The sequence below is a fragment of the Egicoccus sp. AB-alg6-2 genome, assembly GCF_041821025.1.
Taxonomy (GTDB): Bacteria; Actinomycetota; Nitriliruptoria; order Nitriliruptorales; family Nitriliruptoraceae; genus Egicoccus.
This window is the reverse complement of record NZ_JBGUAY010000006.1, coordinates 231,980-251,035: the sequence shown is the minus strand read 5'-3', so window position 1 is coordinate 251,035 and position 19,056 is coordinate 231,980. Positions and strand designations below refer to the sequence as shown.

The window sequence follows — 19,056 nt, the reverse complement described above, 5'->3', positions numbered from 1 at the left end:
GCACCGACCACCACGCCAGGGAGGTCCCTGTTGGCTGGCACCGCCGTCAACTCGCGTCTCAGTTTCGCAAAGATCCGTGAGGCGCTGCCCATCGAGGAACTCGACCTCGTCGCCATTCAGCGACTGTCGTTCGAGTGGCTCATCGACCAGGGCCTGGGGGAGATCTTCGACGAGATCTCGCCCATCGAAGACAGCCAGGGCAAGATGGCGCTGTCCTTCCTCAACCACCGGTTCGAGGACCCCAAGTACTCCGTCGAGGAGTGCAAGGAGAAGGACTACACCTACGCCGCTCCGCTGTTCGTCACCGCCGAGTTCCTGAACAAGGAAGACGGCACGATCAAGTCCCAGACGGTCTTCATGGGGGACTTCCCCGTGATGAGCGACAAGGGCACGTTCATCATCAACGGCACCGAGCGTGTCGTCGTCTCCCAGCTGGTCCGCTCGCCGGGCGTGTACTTCGACGCCTCGGTCGACAAGACCACCGGTCGCGACGTGTTCGGCTGCAAGGTCATCCCGGCCCGCGGCGCGTGGCTGGAGTTCGAGGTCGACAAGCGCGACCTCGTCGCCGTGCGCGTGGACCGCAAGCGCAAGCAGCCCATCAGCGTCTTCTACCGCGCGCTGAAGGCTTTCGCCTGGAACGCCGAGGAGAGCCGCTACGAGCTCGCGCCGTCCGAGGTGCTGACCGCCGAGGTCCCCGACGACGAGATCCTCGAGTTCTTCGGCGGCGCGGAGTCGATCGCGCTCACGCTGGAGAAGGACAACACCGGCCGCACGCCGGCGCAGGCGCTCGAGGAGATCTACCGCAAGCTGCGTCCGGGCGAGCCGCCGAACGCCGAGCAGGCCGGCCAGCTGCTGCTGGGCATGTTCTTCCAGAACAAGAAGTACGACCTCGCCCGCGTCGGTCGCTACAAGATCTCCGGGCTCGAGGACGACGGCTTCGGCCACGTCAAGCACGGCAAGCTCACCGACGAGTTCGACGCCCTCGGCTTCGACCGTCGTGACGACCACGTCCTCACCCGCGAGGACTGCCTGGCCACGATGTCCTACCTCGTCAAGCTCCACGCCGGCGAGGACGGCTACGACACCGACGACATCGACCACTTCGGCAACCGCCGCCTGCGCAGCGTGGGCGAGCTCATCCAGAACCAGGTCCGTATCGGCCTGTCCCGGATGGAGCGCGTGGTCCGCGAGCGGATGACGACCCAGGACCTCGAGGCGATCACGCCCCAGACCCTGATCAACATCCGGCCGGTCGTGTCCGCCATCCGCGAGTTCTTCGGTACCTCGCAGCTGTCGCAGTTCATGGACCAGACCAACCCCCTGGCCGGCCTGACGCACAAGCGGCGTCTGTCCGCGCTCGGGCCGGGTGGTCTGTCGCGTGAGCGTGCCGGCTTCGAGGTCCGCGACGTCCACCCGTCGCACTACGGCCGCATGTGCCCGATCGAGACCCCTGAAGGCCCCAACATCGGCCTGATCGGCTCGCTCGCGTCCTACGCCCGCATCAACGAGTACGGGTTCGTCGAGACGCCCTACCGCAAGGTCGTCAAGGGCAAGGTCACCGACGAGATCGAGTACCTGACCGCCGACGAAGAGGACCGCTACGTCGTCGCGCAGGCCAACGCGCCGGTCGACGAGGGCAAGAAGAGCTTCGTCAACGACCTCGTGCTCGTGCGTGCCAAGGGCGGCGAGGTCCGCGAGGTCCCGCCGGCCAACGTCGACTACATGGACGTCTCGCCGCGTCAGACCGTCTCCATCTCGGCCGCACTGATCCCGTTCCTCGAGCACGACGACGCCAACCGCGCGCTCATGGGCGCCAACATGCAGCGGCAGGCCGTGCCGCTGCTGCGGGCCGAGTCGCCGTTCATCGGGACGGGCATCGAGGGCAAGTCCGCCAAGGACGCCGGCGACGTGGTCGTCGCCCGGCGGAGCGGTCAGGTCGTCGAGGTGGCGGCCGACCACGTGGTCGTGCGCACCGACGACGACGAGATCGACCGCTACTACCTGACCAAGTTCCAGCGCTCCAACCAGGGCTCGTGCATCAACCAGAAGCCGCTGGTCACCGAGGGACAGCGCATCGAGGCCGGCGAGACGCTGGCCGACGGTCCCTCGACCCAGAACGGTGAGCTGGCCCTGGGTCGCAACCTGCTGGTCGGGTTCATGTCCTGGGAGGGCTACAACTTCGAGGACGCGATCATCCTCTCCGAGCGGCTCGTCCGCGAGGACGTGCTGACCTCGATCCACATCGAGAAGCTCGAGGTCGACGCCCGCGAGACCAAGCTCGGTCCCGAGGAGATCACCCGCGACATCCCCAACGTCTCCGAAGAGGTGCTCGCCAACCTCGACGAAGAGGGGATCATCCGCATCGGCGCCGAGGTCCAGCCCGGCGACATCCTCGTCGGCAAGGTCACCCCGAAGGGTGAGACCGAGCTGACCCCCGAGGAGCGGCTGCTGCGGGCGATCTTCGGTGAGAAGGCCCGCGAGGTCCGCGACACCTCCCTGAAGGTGCCCCACGGTGACCGCGGCATCGTCATCGGCGTGCAGCGCTTCTCGCGCGCCGACGGCGACGAGCTGCCCCCCGGCGTCAACGACATGGTGCGGATCTACGTCGCCAAGAAGTCGAAGATCTCCGAGGGCGACAAGCTCGCCGGTCGTCACGGCAACAAGGGTGTCATCTCCAAGATCCTGCCCGTCGAGGACATGCCGTTCCTCGAGGACGGCACCCCGCTCGACATCGTGCTCAACCCGCTCGGCGTCCCGTCGCGCATGAACGTCGGCCAGGTGCTGGAGACCCACCTCGGGTGGGCCGCCGCCAACGGCTGGAAGTTCGAGACCGCGCCCGACTGGTTCGACCGGATCAACTGGGACAAGGAGCTCGCCGACGTCGACGGGCCCGTCCGCCTCGCCACCCCCGTCTTCGACGGCTGCAGCGAGGACGAGCTGATCGACCTGCTCGCCAACACCCGCACGACCGACGACGGGGTCCGCCTCGTCGGCGTCGACGGCAAGGCGACCGTCTTCGACGGCCGCAGCGGTCAGCAGCTCGATGCCCAGGTGACGGTCGGGTACATGTACGTGCTCAAGCTCCACCACCTGGTCGACGACAAGATCCACGCCCGCTCCACCGGCCCGTACTCGATGATCACCCAGCAGCCGCTGGGCGGGAAGGCGCAGTTCGGTGGCCAGCGGTTCGGCGAGATGGAGGTCTGGGCCCTCGAGGCCTATGGCGCCTCCTACGCCCTGCAGGAACTGCTGACCATCAAGTCCGACGACACCCTGGGCCGCGTCAAGGTCTACGAGGCGATCGTCAAGGGCGAGAACATCCCCGAACCGGGCATCCCCGAGTCCTTCAAGGTGCTCATCAAGGAGATGCAGGCGCTCGCGCTCAACGTCGAGGTGCTCAACGCGACCGGGCAGGAGATCGAGCTTCGGGAGTCCGAAGACGACGCCTTCCGGGCGGCCGAAGCGCTCGGCATCGACCTGTCCCGACCCGAGCGTCCGACGGCTGACGGGTAGTTGGTTTTCTCCGCTGGTGGGTGATGCCGAGTTCCGCCCGGGCCTCCGAGTGCTCGGTCCCTTCGGGACCTGCGCAAGTCGGCCCGGTTCGGAACATCGGTCACCACCCACCAGCTACCGCTCCGCTTCGGAGTCGGTTGACATCGATACGTAAGCGGTCCTGCGGGACCGCGCCCTGGTCGCCACTTCAGGCGTCGGGCTCTATGAAGTAGGGAGGACGTCCCACGATGCTGGACGTAAACCACTTCGATTCGCTCCGGATCTCGTTGGCGGAGGCGCCGCAGATCCGGATGTGGTCCAACGGTGAGGTCAAGAAGCCCGAGACCATCAACTACCGCACGCTCAAGCCGGAGAAGGACGGGCTCTTCTGCGAGAAGATCTTCGGTCCCACCCGGGACTGGGAGTGCTACTGCGGCAAGTACAAGCGCGTGCGCTTCAAGGGCATCATCTGCGAGCGCTGCGGCGTCGAGGTGACCCGCGCCAAGGTCCGGCGTGAGCGCATGGGCCACATCGAGCTCGCCGCTCCCGTGACCCACATCTGGTACCTCAAGGGTGTGCCGTCGCGTCTGGGCTACCTGCTCGACATGAGCCCGAAGGACCTCGAGAAGGTCATCTACTTCGCGGCCTACGTCATCACCTCCGTCGACGCCGACAAGCGCCACGACGCGCTGCCCGAGCTCGAGGAAGAGATCAAGGCCGAGAAGCTCGAGATCGAGAAGATGCTCGAGGTCGACCGCCAGGAGCTGCTCGCGCAGCTCGAGGCGACCCTGGCCGAACTCGAGGCCGAGGGCGCCAAGGCCGACGTGGTCAAGAAGGAACGCAAGGAGATCGAGAAGCAGCTCAAGACGGTCTCCGTCCGCGCGACCAACGAGATCGAGCACCTCGACAAGGTGCTGGACACCTTCAAGAAGCTCTCGGTCAAGCAGCTCATCCAGGAGGAGCTGGTCTACCGCGACATGCGCGACCGCTTCGGCGACTACTTCAGCGGCGGCATGGGGGCCGAGGCCGTCCGGGCACTGCTCGACGGACTCGACCTCGAAGCCGAGGCCGTGGAACTGCGCACCACCATCGCCGAGGGCAAGGGCCAGAAGAAGCAGCGCGCCACCAAGCGCCTCAAGGTCGTCGAGGCCCTGCGCAAGACGGCCAACAAGCCGCGCTCGATGGTGCTCGAGGCGATCCCGGTCATCCCGCCGGACCTGCGCCCGATGGTGCAGCTCGACGGTGGCCGGTTCGCGACCTCCGACCTCAACGACCTGTACCGCCGCGTGATCAACCGCAACAACCGGTTGAAGCGTCTGCTCGACCTCGGCGCGCCCGAGATCATCGTCAACAACGAGAAGCGGATGCTGCAGGAGGCCGTCGACGCACTGTTCGACAACGGCCGCCGTGGACGTCCGGTGACCGGACCGGGCAACCGTCCGCTCAAGTCGCTCTCGGACATGCTCAAGGGCAAGCAGGGCCGCTTCCGTCAGAACCTGCTCGGCAAGCGCGTCGACTACTCGGGCCGCTCGGTCATCGTCGTCGGCCCGCAGCTGCGCATGCACCAGTGCGGACTGCCGAAGCAGATGGCGCTGGAGCTGTTCAAGCCCTTCGTCATGAAGCGCCTCGTCGACCTCAACTACGCGCAGAACATCAAGAGCGCGAAGCGGATGGTCGAGCGGCAGCGTGCCCAGGTCTGGGACGTCCTCGAAGAGGTCATCGCCGACCACCCGGTGCTGCTCAACCGTGCGCCGACCCTGCACCGCCTCGGCATCCAGGCCTTCATGCCGACCCTGGTCGAGGGCAAGGCCATCCAGCTGCACCCGCTGGTGTGCACCGCCTTCAACGCCGACTTCGACGGTGACCAGATGGCGGTCCACCTGCCGCTGTCGGCCGAGGCCCAGTCCGAGGCCCGCATCCTGATGCTGGCCCCGCACAACATCCTGTCGCCGGCGACCGGTCGTCCGATCGCCTCGCCGACCCAGGACATGGTGCTCGGGATCTACTGGCTGACGTTCACCGAGGCGGACACCTCCGCCGACCGCGACCCGACCGGCCTGCCCGTCTTCAGCTCCATGGGCGAGGTCGAGCGTGCGCTCGACGACAAGGTGATCCACGTCAAGGACGCGATCGTGTTGCGCGTGCGCAACAAGGAGCTCGCGCCCGAGGACCGTCCGGCGGCCTACCGCGAGGACGACGAGGCGTGGGCCGAGATGCGCGACTCGGGTGACCCCGTGCGCATCATCACCACCGCCGGTCGGGCCATCTTCAACGAGGCACTGCCGGCCAACTACGCCTACGTCAACGAGACCGTGACCAAGGCCCGCGCCGGCGACATCATCAACCAGTGCACGGACCAGTTCCCGCGCTGGCAGGTCGTCGAGGTGCTCGACGCGATGAAGGACCTCGGCTACAAGAACGCCACCAAGGCGGGCGTGACCGTGGCCATCGCCGACGTCGAGACCCCCGCGATGAAGGCCGACGTCCTCGGCGAGTCCGAGGACCGTGCCGCCAAGATCGAGAAGCAGTTCAGCCGCGGTGTCATCACCGACAACGAGCGGCGCCAGGAACTGATCGAGATCTGGACCGAGGCCACCAGCCGGGTCGCGGACGCCATGGAGAAGAACTTCAAGGCGACCAACCCGTTCTTCATGATGGCCAACTCCGGCGCCCGAGGGAACATGACCCAGCTGCGGCAGATCGCCGCCATGCGTGGGCTCGTGGCAAACCCGAAGGGTGAGATCATCCCGCGGCCGATCAAGGCGAACTTCCGCGAGGGCCTGTCCGTGCTGGAGTACTTCATCTCCACGCACGGTGCCCGTAAGGGCCTGGCCGACACCGCACTGCGTACCGCCGACTCGGGCTACCTGACGCGCCGGCTGGTCGACGTCTCCCAGGACCTCATCATCCGCGAGGAGGACTGTGGGACCGACCGCGGTGTCGAGGCGGTCGTCGGCGAGCACGACTCGCAGACGCTCTACGGCCGGGTCATGGCGCGTGACGTCCTGGTCCCCGGTACCGACGAGGTGCTGCTCGGCGCCGGCACCTTGGTGATCGACACCGGTGTCCGTCGTCTGCGCTCCGCCCTGGTCAAGGGGATCCACCCCGACACCGGCGAGGAACTGCAGACCAAGGCGACCGACGAGGACCGCATCGTGCGCGTGCGCTCGGTGCTGACCTGCGAGACCGAGATCGGCGTCTGCCGTTCGTGCTACGGCGAACTGCTCGCCAACGGCGCGATGGTGGACATGGGCGAGGCGGTCGGCATCGTCGCCGCCCAGTCCATCGGTGAGCCGGGCACCCAGCTGACCATGCGTACGTTCCACACCGGTGGTGTGGCGTCGGCCGACGACATCACGCAGGGTCTTCCGCGTGTCGTCGAGCTGTTCGAGGCCCGCTCGCCGCGAGGCAAGGCCGAGATCGCCCGTATCGCCGGCAAGGTCGAGATCGAGGAGACCGACCGGGGTCGCATCCTGCGCATCCACGGTGCCCGCGACCAGGTCGACGAGCACGAACTGGTGCGCGGTGCGCGTCTGTTCCGCTCCGACGACGGCACGGTCGAGATCGCCGACGGCACCCACGTCGAGGTCGGCCAGCAGCTGACCTCGGGCGCCATCGACCCCCACGAGCTGCTCGAGGTCCTCGGGGTACGCACGTCGCAGCTGCACCTCGTCAAGGAGGTGCAGGACGTCTACCGCTCGCAGGGTGTGCCGATCCACGACAAGCACGTCGAGCTGATCGTGCGCCAGATGTTCCGCCGCGTGAACGTGGTGGACCCGGGCGACACGACCTTCCTGCCGGGCGACAACATCGACCGGGTGAAGTTCAAGAAGGAGAACGACCGCGTGCTGGCCGAAGGCGGGCAGCCCGCGGCCGGTCGCCAGATGCTGATGGGCATCACCAAGGCGTCGCTGGCCACGGATTCGTGGCTGTCGGCGGCCTCCTTCCAAGAGACCACCCGCGTGCTCACCGAAGCCGCCCTCGAGTCCGCCTCGGACCCGCTGGTCGGCCTCAAGGAGAACGTCATCATCGGCAAGCTCATCCCGGCCGGGACGGGGCTGCCGGAGTACGGCGCGATCGAGGTGGGCCACACCGAGATGCCCGAGCAGGCGCTGCCGGCCGACATCGCGGAGTTCCTCGCTTCGACCGAGTCCTACGAGGGCGACGGGTCGTGGGGCTTCGACGGCGGCTGGGGGTTCGAGGACTTCCCGGGCGACGCCGGCCAACAGCAGTAACGGAAGTCGCACGCACGTCGGAGGGCGCCCCGTAGGGGGCGCCCTCCCTTCGTTGGCCCCGGAGACTGCATTTGTGCGGGTTTCCGCGGGCGTAACCAGCGGCTGACCCGCACAAATACCGCTCGCTCGTCCTCATCGTTCCCGCAGCGGACGAACCGCTAGCGCGAGACGAGGACGTCGAGGTCAGAGGTGTCGCCGTCGACCAGGCGCGACAGGGCCATCTGACGTTCGGTCGTGATGGCGTTGCGGCCGCCGACGATGGCGCCGTCGTCGACGTGGTCGCGCAGAAGCCCCACGTGGGCGTCCCGTAGCGGCGACTCGACCGGGACCAGCAGACCGCCGAACGCCGCCGCCAGCGAGATCGCCGGAATGGTGTGCTCGGGATGGTCCGTCGAGGCGATCACCGCCGGCAACGGGCGCGGGAGCGCCAGCCCCGGGGCGACTGCCAGTGCCTCGGCCGCGGCCGGCGCGTCCGACGCACTGATCCGGCGCACCGTGACGCCGTCCCCGCTCAGTGCGAGCACGACGCGTAGGCCCGCCGACGCCGTGTCAGCGACCAGGACCACCTGCCGGATCTCGGGGTTGGCGTCCAGGAGGCGTTGCGCCTGGGCCGCGTCCTCCTGGTCGGCCACGAAGGTCAGTGGCGCCCCCAGCGCGACCGCCGCCGTGGCGGCCACCGCGGCAACCGGCGTTCCACGCGACGGCGCCCCGAGGGAGGCGACGAACAACTGCTCGGGCGGTTCGCCGCGTTCGCGCAGGACCTCGACGACCCGATCCTCCGCGGCTGCCGTCGTCGGCAACTCCTCGACCTCCGCGGCCCAGGCGCCACGCAGCGTGCCGAGGCAGTTGGGCGCCACCGGACCGACCGCGAGCGTGCGACCGGCGACCGTCAGGACCCGGTCCAGCGCCCGCCCGTCGGGGCCGGCGGTGCAGTCCTCGTCGACCAGGATGTGTGGGGCGCCGAGGTGACCGGCCAGCGTGGCCGCCGCGATGCGGAACGCGGGCTCGGCGTCATAGGGCGAGATCACCACCGTCATCGCGGACCGCGGTGTCGGATGGGTGGCGAACGCCACGGAGGCCGAGGTGCTGCGGCCGTCGCTGCCGCTCGCCCGTGGCAGCCTCGGGTGCAGGTGCACCAGTCCATCGAGGTCGCCGGAGCTCACCTCCTGGCAGGGGTGCGCGCGCGGGCTCATGATGCGGCAGGTGTTGTCGGGCGCGAAGGCGGGGTCCCAGCAGTCCTCGTCCTCGTCGCACAGGTGATCGAGGCCGGCGATGTGCCCGAGCTCGTGGCGGACCACGTTGGCCAGCTGCTCGGGACGCAGCCGGTCGCACAGCCCGAGGTCGACCTCGTTGACGTAGCGGGCGATCACCCCGTCACGCGCGACGGCCTCGCCGGGCCACATGTGGGCACGGGCGAGGTAGCGGCCGCCGCACGAGCGCCGGTCCATGAAGATGCGGTTGACGTTGTCCCGGCGTCGCTCGTCGACGCCGGCGTCCACCATCCGGGTCACGGTCGCCCCGAAGCGCGAGCCCGGCGTGTCGTTCCAGACCTCGACGGCCGCGCGGACCTCGTCGTCGCCGAAGCGTTCGATCACCTCGCGCTCGACGACGAACTGCAGCGGCACGGCGGAACTCGGCAGCACCCACAGGCCCGTCGAGCCGTCCGCCGCCACGAACGGGAAAGTCGCGAACCGCGCATCGCGCAGCGGCGGCGACGGCGTCCACCGCTCGGCCGCCGCGTAGGAGGCGACCGGGGTACGTGGGCCGCCGGCCAGCGGCGTGGCGACGACGAAGGCGAGGTGCGCCAGCGCGAACACCACGATCACGAGGGCCGCGAGCAGCCGGCGGCCACGCGACCGTGGGTCGCGGTCCGGACGCTCCAACGGGTGGTCGCTCATCAGGGTTGCAGGCTACGGGCCGGTGACATGCGGGAGGGTCGCGCCGTGGCGCGACCCTCCCAGACGATCATGCGGACGGCTGGCGTCCGCACGGTTCGCTCAGCTGTCACCCAGGGTGTCGTCTTCCATGGCGTCGTCACCCATCGGGTCGTCGCCCATGGTGTCGTCGCCGAGGCCGTCGTCGGTCAGGCCGTCATCGAGGAGCGGATCTTCCTGGGCCGGATCAAGACCCTCGCCGTCTTCGACCTGGCACGCGACGGCACCGAAGGCGAGCGCCGAGGCGCTGGCGGCGATGGTCAGCTTCTGCATCATGGTGCGCTTCATGGATCTCTCCTGTGGTCAGGGGCGGTGAAGCTTTGGTCCGAACAGGAAACACGACCCCGCACCGCCGCGACCATGGCGGACCGGCCGGGTTCGAGGTCGAAGGGTGGGTGGCCGGGCGGCCGTCCAAGACGCAGGAGACGCAAAGCGCGCCAGCGACGGGAACCCCCGCGTCCCCGCCGACGTTCTGACGCCCACCGCCGCCCACTTTCGGCCGGGAGCACGAGAACCGGCACGCTGGCGGCCGACGACACCACCTGCAGTCCCCATTTTCGGCGCGGGGCACGAAAATCGGCAGGCCGCGGGCGGACTGTGCCGCCAGTGGTCCCACTTTCGGCGCCCGGCACGAAAACCGGCACGCCGCGGGCCGACTGCGCCGCCAGTGGTCCCCTTTTCGGCGCCCGGCACGAAAACCGGCAGGCCGCGGGCCGACTGCGCCGCCAGTGGTCCCACTTTCGGCGCCCGGCACGAAAACCGGCACGCTGGCGGCCGACGACACCGTCTGCCGTCCCCATTTTCGGCGCGGGGCACGAGAACCGACCCCAAGCGGGCCGTCAGTTGGGGGAGGAGGGGCGGGTTGACACCTCCTGCGCCGGGCCGGTACCGTGCTGGTCCTCGTCGGGAAGGTCTCTTTCCGACGTGCGTCCGGGCGCTGTTTGCGCCGATCTCCTCTCGACGCGCAGATGCGCTGCCCCGGATGCAGTCACCACCAGCGGAACGCCCGGCCCCGTGGGCCGGACCGTCCGCCCCGGCGGCGGTGTCACCAACCGGGCCCGCGACGTGCGAACCAGCGCGTCGGCGCGGCCGACGACCGCGGACACCGCGCATCCCCCGACCCATCCCGACGACGACCGAGGCGAGCCATCCGCTCGCCGCCCGGTGCGCCGCGCGCAAGCGAATGCGCCCGGCCACGGAACGGAGAACCCCAGGCATGCCCACCATCCAGCAGCTGGTGCGCAAGGGCCGCACGTCCAAGGCGAAGAAGAACAAGACGCTGGCGCTCAAGGGATCGCCACAGCGTCGCGGCGTCTGCACGCGCGTCTACACCACCACCCCGAAGAAGCCGAACTCGGCACTCCGCAAGGTCTGCCGTGTTCGGCTGACCTCCGGCATCGAGGTCACGGCCTACATCCCGGGTGAGGGCCACAACCTGCAGGAGCACTCGATGGTGCTCGTGCGCGGCGGTCGTGTGAAGGACCTGCCGGGTGTCCGTTACAAGGTCATCCGCGGCACGCTCGACGCCGCCCCGGTGCGCGACCGCAAGCAGTCGCGGTCCCGCTACGGCGTGAAGAAGGAGGGCTGACATGCCTCGCAAGGGTTCCCCCGGCCGCCGCAAGATCACGCCGGACCCGAAGTACGGGTCGGTGCTGGTCACGCAGCTGACCAACCGCATCATGCGCGACGGCAAGCGCTCGGTCGCCGAGCGCATCGTCTACGACGCGCTCGCCAACATCGGCAACCGCACCCAGGGCGGCGACCCGATCTCCGTGCTCAAGCGCGCGATCGAGAACGTCAAGCCCCAGCTCGAGGTCAAGTCCCGCCGCGTCGGTGGTGCCACCTACCAGGTGCCCATCGAGGTCCGGCCGGCCCGCTCGACCACGCTGGCCCTGCGCTGGGTCGTGGGCTACGCCCGCATCCGCCGTGAGCACACCATGTCCGAGCGCCTCGCCGGCGAGCTGCTCGATGCCTCCAACGGCATCGGCGCCGCGGTCAAGCGCCGCGAGGACACCCACAAGATGGCCGAGGCCAACCGCGCCTTCGCCCACTACCGCTGGTGACGTGACGGGCCCACCCGCTGGGCCCGCCCGTCCCGACTCCCGCACCCACACGCACGCGCGACCGCCGTCCTCCGGGGCATCCCCGGGGGACGGCGACCCACGAGACGCAGCGATCCAACGACGAGATCAGGAAGCGACGACGATGGCCGTCAAGCGCACCGTGAAGCTCGAGAAGCTTCGCAACATCGGCATCATGGCGCACATCGATGCCGGGAAGACCACCACGACCGAACGCATCCTCTTCTACACCGGGAAGTCCTACAAGATCGGTGAGGTGCACGACGGCGCCGCCACCATGGACTGGATGGTGCAGGAGCAGGAGCGCGGCATCACCATCACGTCGGCCGCCACCACCTGCGCGTGGGGCGACACGACGATCAACATCATCGACACGCCGGGCCACGTCGACTTCACCGTCGAGGTGGAGCGTTCGCTGCGCGTGCTCGACGGTGCGGTCACCGTCTTCGACGGTGTGGCGGGTGTCGAGCCGCAGTCGGAGACCGTGTGGCGCCAGGCCGACAAGTACGGCGTGCCGCGCATCTGCTTCGTCAACAAGCTCGACCGCACCGGTGCCTCCTTCGAGTACTCGTTCAACTCGATCCAGGAGCGCCTGACCCCCAACGCCGTCCGGGCGCAGCTGCCCATCGGCCTCGAGGACCAGCTCGAGGGCGTCATCGACCTCGTCGAGATGCGCGGGATCGTCTGGAAGGGCGAGGACCTCGGCGCCTCCTTCGAGTACGTCGAGGTGCCCGCCGAACTCAAGGACGAGGCCGAGACCTACCGCGCCGAGCTGATGGAGAAGGTCGCCGAGACCGACGAGACCCTGCTCGAGGCGTTCTTCGACAACGGCGAACTCACCGTCGAACAGCTCAAGACCGGCCTGCGCAAGGCCACGATCAACAACCAGCTCGTGCCGGTCTTCTGTGGCTCGGCGTTCAAGAACAAGGGCGTGCAGCCCCTGCTCGACGCCGTCGTCGACTACCTGCCCTCGCCGCTCGAGGTGCCGCCGATCCGCGGCACCAACCCGAAGACGGGCGAGGAGATCATCCGCAAGCCCGCCGACGACGAGCCGTTCGCCGCACTCGCGTTCAAGGTCATGACCGACCCCTATGTCGGCACCCTGACCTTCGCCCGCGTCTACTCGGGCACGCTCGAGGCCGGCTCGCACGTCATCAACGTCACCAAGGGCTCCAAGCAGCGCGTCGGCCGCATCCTGCAGATGCACGCCAACCACCGCGAGGAGAACACCGCCTGCATGACCGGCGACATCGTCGCGCTGGTCGGCCTCAAGGACACGACCACCGGTGACACCGTCACCACGGCCGAGTCACAGGTGCTGCTCGAGTCGATGGAGTTCCCCGACCCCGTCATCGAGATCGCGGTCGAGCCCAAGACCAAGACCGACCAGGAGAAGCTCTCCACGGCGCTGCAGAAGCTCGCCGAGGAGGACCCGACCTTCCGCGTCAAGACCGACGAGGAGACCGGGCAGACCCTGATCGGCGGCATGGGTGAGCTCCACCTCGAGATCATCGTCGACCGGCTCCTGCGCGAGTTCAAGGTCGAGGCCAACGTCGGTCGCCCGCAGGTCGCCTACCGCGAGGCCGTGAAGAAGAAGGTCGAGAAGGTCGACCTCAAGTACGCCCGCCAGACCGGTGGTCGCGGTCAGTACGGCCACGTCGTCATCGACGTCGAGCCGTTGACCCCCGAGCTCAAGACCGAGCTCGGCATCGAGGAAGAGGACCACTACTTCTTCGAGAACAAGACCGTCGGCGGTTCCGTGCCCAAGGAGTACGTGGGCTCGGTCGACCAGGGCATCCAGGAGGCACTCGGTTCCGGCATCCTGGCCGGCTACCCGCTCGTCGACGTCAAGGTGACGTTGGTGGACGGCAGCTACCACGACGTCGACTCCTCCGAGATGGCGTTCAAGATCGCCGGCTCCATGGCCATCAAGGAGGCCTGCCGCAAGGCCGGCATCCAGCTCCTCGAGCCGGTCATGGACGTCGAGGTCACCACGCCCGACGACTTCATGGGTGACGTCATGGGTGACCTCTCCGGTCGCCGCGGCCTGATCCAGGGCTCCGGCCCGCGCGGTCACGCCACCGTCATCAACGCACGGGTCCCGCTGTCGGAGATGTTCGGGTACGCGACCGACGTCCGCTCGATGACCCAGGGCCGTGCCAGCTACACGATGCAGTTCGGCGCGTACGAGCCGGCCCCCAACAGCATCCAGGAAGAGATCGTCGCCAAGATCCGCGGCGAGTGACCCCGACCTGACGACCCGGTTTCGACCACGACACCCAGACGTCCCACCCGCCGGCATCCCCGGCTGCTACCACCAGGAGGGCCCACGATGGCCAAGGAGAAGTTCGAGCGGACCAAGCCGCACATGAATATCGGCACGATTGGTCACGTCGATCATGGGAAGACGACGTTGACGGCGGCGATCACGAATGTGTTGCACAAGCACAATCCGAATGTGCAGTCGATGGCGTTTGATGCGATCGACAAGGCGCCTGAGGAGCGTGAGCGTGGGATCACGATCAATGTGTCGCATGTGGAGTATGAGACCGATGCGCGTCACTATGCGCATGTGGATGCTCCCGGGCACGCCGATTATGTGAAGAACATGATCACGGGTGCGGCGCAGATGGATGGGGCGATCCTGGTGGTGTCGGCGGCGGATGGTCCGATGCCGCAGACGCGTGAGCATGTGTTGTTGGCGCGTCAGGTTGGGGTGCCCAAGTTGATCGTGGCGCTCAACAAGGTCGACATGGTCGATGATGAGGAGTTGCTCGAGCTGGTGGAGATGGAGGTGCGTGAGCTCCTCGATTCCTACGATTTCCCGGGTGATGACACGCCGGTGGTTCGGGTGTCGGCTCTGCGTGCGCTCGAGGGTGATGAGGCGTACGAGTCGGCGATCATGGAGTTGATGGGTGCGGTCGACGAGTTCTTCGTCGAGCCCGAGCGGGCGTTGGACAAGCCGTTCATCATGCCGATCGAGGATGTGTTTTCGATCACGGGTCGTGGCACGGTGGTCACGGGTCGGATCGAGGGTGGCAAGGTCAACGTGGGTGACACGATCGAGATCATCGGTCTCAAGGACACCACGTCGACGACGGTGACCGGTGTGGAGATGTTCCGCAAGTTGCTCGATGAGGGCATGGCGGGCGACAACGTGGGTGTGTTGTTGCGTGGGACCAAGAAGGAGGATGTGGAGCGGGGTCAGGTGCTCGCTGCGCCGGGTTCGATCACGCCGCACACCGATTTCGAGGCGCAGGTGTACATCCTGTCCAAGGAAGAGGGTGGCCGTCACACGCCGTTCTTCAACAACTATCGGCCGCAGTTCTATTTCCGGACCACGGATGTGACCGGTGCGGTCACGTTGCCTGATGGTGTGGAGATGGTGATGCCGGGTGACAACACCGAGATGACGGTGGAGTTGATCCAGCCGATCGCGATGGACGAGGGTCTGAAGTTCGCCATCCGTGAGGGTGGCCGCACCGTTGGTGCTGGCCGCGTCACCAAGATCCTCAAGTAAGAACTGGTACTTCCCGCCGGATCGCTCCGGGTGTCCTCCTTCGGGAGCCGTACCCGCCCGCCCTCCATGGCTCCCTACGGAGGACACCCTCCGCGATCCGGCTCGCAGACCAGACGCCCTCCTCGAGGGCAGTGACCGACGTACTTGACAAAGACCAGCCGAACCACCGGGTTGCTGGGCATCTCACGGCCTCGTGATTTCAGGTGGAGACGAAGAAGATGAGACATGGCTGCTGATCAGAAGATCCGGATTCGCCTGAAGGCGTACGACCACGAGGTCCTGGACCGTTCCGCGCGCGAGATCGTGGACACGGTCGAGGCGACCGGGGCGCACGTCACCGGGCCGGTCCCGTTGCCGACCGAGCGCAACGTGTGGGCGGTCATCCGCTCGCCCCACAAGTACAAGGACTCGCGCGAGCACTTCGAGATGCGCACCCACAAGCGCCTCATCGACATCCACCAGCCGACGCAGAAGACCATCGACAAGCTGATGGGCCTCTCGCTGCCGGCCGGCGTGGACATCGAGATCAAGCTCTAGGGCGTCACCGCCCGAGCACGAACATCGCCGTCCGCTACGGACTCGCTGCGACGCCGTTGCACACCACTCGCACGAGCCGCATGACGGCCAACTGGTAGGAGACGCCACTCATGGCTTCCAAGGGCATCTTGGGGACCAAGCTCGGCATGACCCAGGTATTCGACGAGGACAACAGGATCGTCCCCGTCACCGTGGTCCAGGCCGATCCCAACACCGTGACCCAGGTCAAGACGACCGAGACCGACGGCTACGTCGCGGTCCAGCTCGCCTATGGCACCCGCAAGCACACCAACAAGCCGATGGCCGGCCACCTCGCCAAGGCGAGCGTGGACAGCGCCCGCGTGCTCGCCGAGCTGCGCCTCACCAACGGCGACGAACTGCCCGAGGTCGGCACCAGCATCGGCGTCGACACCTTCGCCAAGGGTGACGTCATCGACGTGACCGGCACCAGCAAGGGCAAGGGCTACGCCGGTGTCATGAAGCGGCACAACTTCCGCGGCATGGGCGACGGTCACGGCGTCAAGAAGAAGAACCGCCACCCGGGCTCGGTCGGCAACGCCTCGACCCCGGGGCGCACCTTCAAGGGCCAGCGCATGGCGGGCCGCATGGGTGGCGAACGCGTCACCGTGCAAAACCTCGAGGTCGTGGACGTCGACACCGAGCACAACCTGATCCTGGTCAAGGGCGCGCTGCCCGGCTCGGACGGCGGGGTCGTGTTCATCAAGTCGGCGGTCAAGGCGCGGAAGGGCGGTGAGGCCTGATGGCTTCCGTAGACGTCAAGGACCTGCAGGGCAACAAGGTCGACACCATCGACCTGCCCGCCGAGTGGTTCGAGGGCGAGGTCAAGGTGCACGTGATGCACCAGGTCGTCACGGCCCAGCTCGCCGCCGCCCGTCAGGGCACCCACAAGACCAAGACCCGCGGTGAGGTCGCCGGTGGTGGCGCCAAGCCCTGGCGCCAGAAGGGCACCGGCCGCGCCCGTCAGGGCTCGATCCGCTCGCCGCAGTGGGTCGGCGGTGGTGTCGCCCACGGGCGTACCCCCAGCGACTGGTCGGTCCGGGTCAACAAGAAGCTCAAGCGCTCCGCGCTGCGTTCGGCACTGACCGACCGGGTCAACAACGACCTGCTCCACGTCGTGCGCGGACTGCAGTTCGACGCCCCGAAGACCAAGGACGCGCTCGCCGCGCTCGGCGCGCTCGGCCTGGCCGAGGGCAAGGTGCTCGTCGTGCTCGCCGACCGTCACCAGGCAACGCAGCTGTCGCTGCGCAACGTCGAGCGCATCCACACGCTCACGGTCGACCAGCTCAACACCTACGACGTGCTCAACAGCGACACCGTGGTGATCGACGAGGCGGCGATCGCGCTCATCGGCACCGGCCGGCTCGCGAGCACGAGCAGCGAGTCCACCGAGGAGGCAGAGGCATGAAGGACCCCCGCGACATCATCCTGCGCCCCGTGATCTCCGAGAAGACCTACGGCCTGCTCGACGAGAACAAGTACACCTTCATCGTGGACCCGCGCACCAACAAGACCGAGATCAAGCAGGCGATCGAGACCATCTTCGACGTCACGGTCCTGAGCGTGAACACGTTGAACCGGCCCGGCAAGAAGAAGCGCCGCGGCTGGATCGTCGGCAAGCGTCCCGACACCAAGCGCGCCATCGTGACGCTGGCGCCGGGTGACGAGATCGAACTCTTCGAGGCCGGGCTCTGAGCCCGTCCCGAGCGACCTCCAACGAGGTTTTCCAACATGGCCATTCGTAAGTTCAAGCCGACGTCGCCCGCACGACGCGGCGCTTCGGTGAGCGACTTCGGCACTGTCACGAAGTCGTCGCCCGAGCGTTCGCTGCTTGCGCCGCTGCCCAAGAAGGCCGGCCGTAACACCCACGGTCGCATCACCAGCCGCCACCGCGGCGGGGGGCACAAGCGCAAGTACCGTGTCATCGACTTCCGACGCAACAAGGACGGCGTACCCGCGACGGTCGCGGCGGTCGAGTACGACCCCAACCGCTCCGCGCGTATCGCCCTGCTGCACTACCACGACGGTGAGAAGCGCTACATCCTGGCGCCGAAGAACCTCGTGGTCGGTGCGCTGGTCGAGTCAGGCCCGGGTGCCGACATCAAGACCGGCAACGCCCTGCCGCTGGCCAACATCCCCGTCGGTACCACCGTGCACGCGGTGGAACTGCGACCGGGTGGTGGCGCCAAGATGGGTCGCTCGGCGGGCACCTCGATCCAGCTGCTCGCCAAGGAGGGCAAGATGGCCGCGCTGCGGCTGCCCTCCGGTGAGATCCGCCTGGTCGACGCCCGTTGCCGCGCATCGATCGGTGCGGTCGGCAACGAAGAGCACGAGCTGATCAACCACGGCAAGGCCGGCAAGACCCGTTGGCGCGGCGTGCGTCCCCAGACCCGCGGTGTCGCCATGAACCCGGTCGACCACCCCCTCGGTGGTGGTGAGGGCAAGACCTCCGGCGGCCGGCACCCGGTCGACCCGTGGGGCAACCCCGAGCGCCGTACCCGCAAGGGCAAGAAGGCATCCGACCAATACATCATCCGCCGTCGCGGCAAGAACCGGAGGCGCTGACCTATGCCCCGCAGCCTGAAGAAGGGTCCCTTCGTCGACGACCACCTCATGAAGAAGGTGGACGCACAGAACGAAGCGGGCGACAAGCGCGTCATCAAGACCTGGTCGCGTCGATCCACGATCTTCCCCGAGATGGTCGGCCACACGATCGCGGTGCACGACGGCCGCAAGCACGTGCCGGTCTTCATCTCGGAGTCCATGGTGGGCCACAAGCTGGGCGAATTCGCCCCGACCCGTGCCGTCAAGTGGGGCGGCGCTGGTGAGAAGCAGGCCGCCAAGAAGCGCCGGTAGGAGTCGTCGCCCTCGGGCGTGAAGGAATGAAGATGATCACCAAGGTCAAGGCGACCGCCAAGTACGTGCGGGTCTCGCCGTACAAGGTCCGCCAGCTGACGCCGCTCATCGTGGGCCAGCCGGTGCACGAGGCGCAGCGCATCCTGTCCTTCACGGACAAGGTCGCTGCCGCCGCGCCGCTGCTGAAGGTCCTCAATTCGGCGATCGCGAACGCCGAGAACAACGACGGCCTCGACGCCGAGGACCTCGTCGTGCACACCGCGTTCGCGGACGAGGGCCCGACCCTCAAGCGCTTCCAGCCGCGCGCCCTCGGTCGCGCCTATCGCATCCGCAAGCGGACGAGCCACATCACCGTCGTGGTGTCGCCCGCGGAGGAGAACTGA

At 67.8% G+C, this 19,056-nt stretch carries 15 protein-coding genes; 13 read left to right on the top strand and 2 right to left on the bottom strand.

Translation table 11 applies throughout. The features are described from left to right. Positions 1-30: 30 nt before the first annotated feature. Entirely contained in the window at positions 31-3,513 is a 3,483-nt protein-coding gene (locus tag ACERMF_RS12650) for a DNA-directed RNA polymerase subunit beta (protein WP_373669465.1), read from the top strand. Between the two features lie 227 nt (positions 3,514-3,740). Further along, positions 3,741-7,727 carry a DNA-directed RNA polymerase subunit beta' gene (locus ACERMF_RS12645; protein ID WP_373669464.1) on the top strand — a complete coding sequence of 1,329 codons (3,987 nt, stop codon included), beginning with the start codon at positions 3,741-3,743 and terminating at the stop codon, positions 7,725-7,727. 158 nt (positions 7,728-7,885) lie between these two features. On the opposite strand, the gene ACERMF_RS12640 is transcribed toward ACERMF_RS12645, so the two are convergent. After that, positions 7,886-9,625, bottom strand: a complete 1,740-nt coding sequence (locus ACERMF_RS12640; RefSeq protein WP_373669463.1) for a hypothetical protein — start codon at positions 9,623-9,625, stop codon at positions 7,886-7,888. A 99-nt stretch (positions 9,626-9,724) separates the two neighbouring features. Beyond that, entirely contained in the window at positions 9,725-9,949 is a 225-nt protein-coding gene (locus ACERMF_RS12635) for a hypothetical protein (RefSeq protein ID WP_373669462.1), read from the bottom strand. A gap of 928 nt (positions 9,950-10,877) precedes the next feature. Here ACERMF_RS12635 and rpsL point away from each other — a divergent pair. From rpsL to rplV, 11 genes are all read left to right on the top strand, one after another. Next, positions 10,878-11,249 (top strand): 30S ribosomal protein S12, encoded by a 372-nt coding sequence (gene rpsL / locus ACERMF_RS12630; protein ID WP_130648553.1) that lies wholly within the window; start codon positions 10,878-10,880, stop codon positions 11,247-11,249. Position 11,250: 1 nt separating this feature from the next. Further along, positions 11,251-11,724 (top strand): 30S ribosomal protein S7, encoded by a 474-nt coding sequence (rpsG, locus tag ACERMF_RS12625; protein ID WP_373669461.1) that lies wholly within the window; start codon positions 11,251-11,253, stop codon positions 11,722-11,724. 142 nt (positions 11,725-11,866) lie between these two features. Next, positions 11,867-13,987 carry an elongation factor G gene (gene fusA, locus ACERMF_RS12620; protein ID WP_373669460.1) on the top strand — a complete coding sequence of 707 codons (2,121 nt, stop codon included), beginning with the start codon at positions 11,867-11,869 and terminating at the stop codon, positions 13,985-13,987. Between the two features lie 87 nt (positions 13,988-14,074). Beyond that, positions 14,075-15,262 (top strand): elongation factor Tu, encoded by a 1,188-nt coding sequence (gene tuf / locus ACERMF_RS12615; RefSeq protein ID WP_373669459.1) that lies wholly within the window; start codon positions 14,075-14,077, stop codon positions 15,260-15,262. A 225-nt stretch (positions 15,263-15,487) separates the two neighbouring features. Next, a complete protein-coding gene (rpsJ, locus tag ACERMF_RS12610; RefSeq protein WP_130648556.1) occupies positions 15,488-15,799 on the top strand; it encodes a 30S ribosomal protein S10 in 312 nt (103 codons plus the stop codon). A 110-nt stretch (positions 15,800-15,909) separates the two neighbouring features. Continuing rightward, positions 15,910-16,560 (top strand): 50S ribosomal protein L3, encoded by a 651-nt coding sequence (rplC, locus tag ACERMF_RS12605; RefSeq protein ID WP_373669458.1) that lies wholly within the window; start codon positions 15,910-15,912, stop codon positions 16,558-16,560. Then, positions 16,560-17,225, top strand: coding sequence for a 50S ribosomal protein L4 (gene rplD, locus ACERMF_RS12600; protein ID WP_373669457.1), 666 nt, complete (start codon positions 16,560-16,562; stop codon positions 17,223-17,225). Before rplC ends, rplD begins: the two co-directional genes overlap by 1 nt. Next, complete coding sequence (gene rplW / locus ACERMF_RS12595) at positions 17,222-17,512, top strand: 50S ribosomal protein L23 (RefSeq protein WP_373669456.1); 291 nt, start codon at positions 17,222-17,224, stop codon at positions 17,510-17,512. Before rplD ends, rplW begins: the two co-directional genes overlap by 4 nt. A 36-nt stretch (positions 17,513-17,548) precedes the next feature. Continuing rightward, complete coding sequence (gene rplB, locus ACERMF_RS12590) at positions 17,549-18,382, top strand: 50S ribosomal protein L2 (RefSeq protein WP_373669455.1); 834 nt, start codon at positions 17,549-17,551, stop codon at positions 18,380-18,382. 3 nt (positions 18,383-18,385) lie between these two features. Continuing rightward, a complete protein-coding gene (gene rpsS, locus ACERMF_RS12585) occupies positions 18,386-18,673 on the top strand; it encodes a 30S ribosomal protein S19 (RefSeq protein ID WP_373669454.1) in 288 nt (95 codons plus the stop codon). A gap of 32 nt (positions 18,674-18,705) precedes the next feature. After that, positions 18,706-19,056 (top strand): 50S ribosomal protein L22, encoded by a 351-nt coding sequence (gene rplV / locus ACERMF_RS12580; protein WP_373669453.1) that lies wholly within the window; start codon positions 18,706-18,708, stop codon positions 19,054-19,056.

Coding starts and splice junctions, on each gene's coding strand:
- ACERMF_RS12645 (WP_373669464.1), top strand. CDS start 3,741: ATGCTGGACGTAAACCACTTCGATTCGCTCCGGATCTCGTTGGCGGAG.
- ACERMF_RS12640 (WP_373669463.1), bottom strand. CDS start 9,625: ATGAGCGACCACCCGTTGGAGCGTCCGGACCGCGACCCACGGTCGCGT.
- ACERMF_RS12635 (WP_373669462.1), bottom strand. CDS start 9,949: ATGAAGCGCACCATGATGCAGAAGCTGACCATCGCCGCCAGCGCCTCG.
- rpsL (WP_130648553.1), top strand. CDS start 10,878: ATGCCCACCATCCAGCAGCTGGTGCGCAAGGGCCGCACGTCCAAGGCG.
- rpsG (WP_373669461.1), top strand. CDS start 11,251: ATGCCTCGCAAGGGTTCCCCCGGCCGCCGCAAGATCACGCCGGACCCG.
- fusA (WP_373669460.1), top strand. CDS start 11,867: ATGGCCGTCAAGCGCACCGTGAAGCTCGAGAAGCTTCGCAACATCGGC.
- tuf (WP_373669459.1), top strand. CDS start 14,075: ATGGCCAAGGAGAAGTTCGAGCGGACCAAGCCGCACATGAATATCGGC.
- rpsJ (WP_130648556.1), top strand. CDS start 15,488: ATGGCTGCTGATCAGAAGATCCGGATTCGCCTGAAGGCGTACGACCAC.
- rplC (WP_373669458.1), top strand. CDS start 15,910: ATGGCTTCCAAGGGCATCTTGGGGACCAAGCTCGGCATGACCCAGGTA.
- rplD (WP_373669457.1), top strand. CDS start 16,560: ATGGCTTCCGTAGACGTCAAGGACCTGCAGGGCAACAAGGTCGACACC.
- rplW (WP_373669456.1), top strand. CDS start 17,222: ATGAAGGACCCCCGCGACATCATCCTGCGCCCCGTGATCTCCGAGAAG.
- rplB (WP_373669455.1), top strand. CDS start 17,549: ATGGCCATTCGTAAGTTCAAGCCGACGTCGCCCGCACGACGCGGCGCT.
- rpsS (WP_373669454.1), top strand. CDS start 18,386: ATGCCCCGCAGCCTGAAGAAGGGTCCCTTCGTCGACGACCACCTCATG.
- rplV (WP_373669453.1), top strand. CDS start 18,706: ATGATCACCAAGGTCAAGGCGACCGCCAAGTACGTGCGGGTCTCGCCG.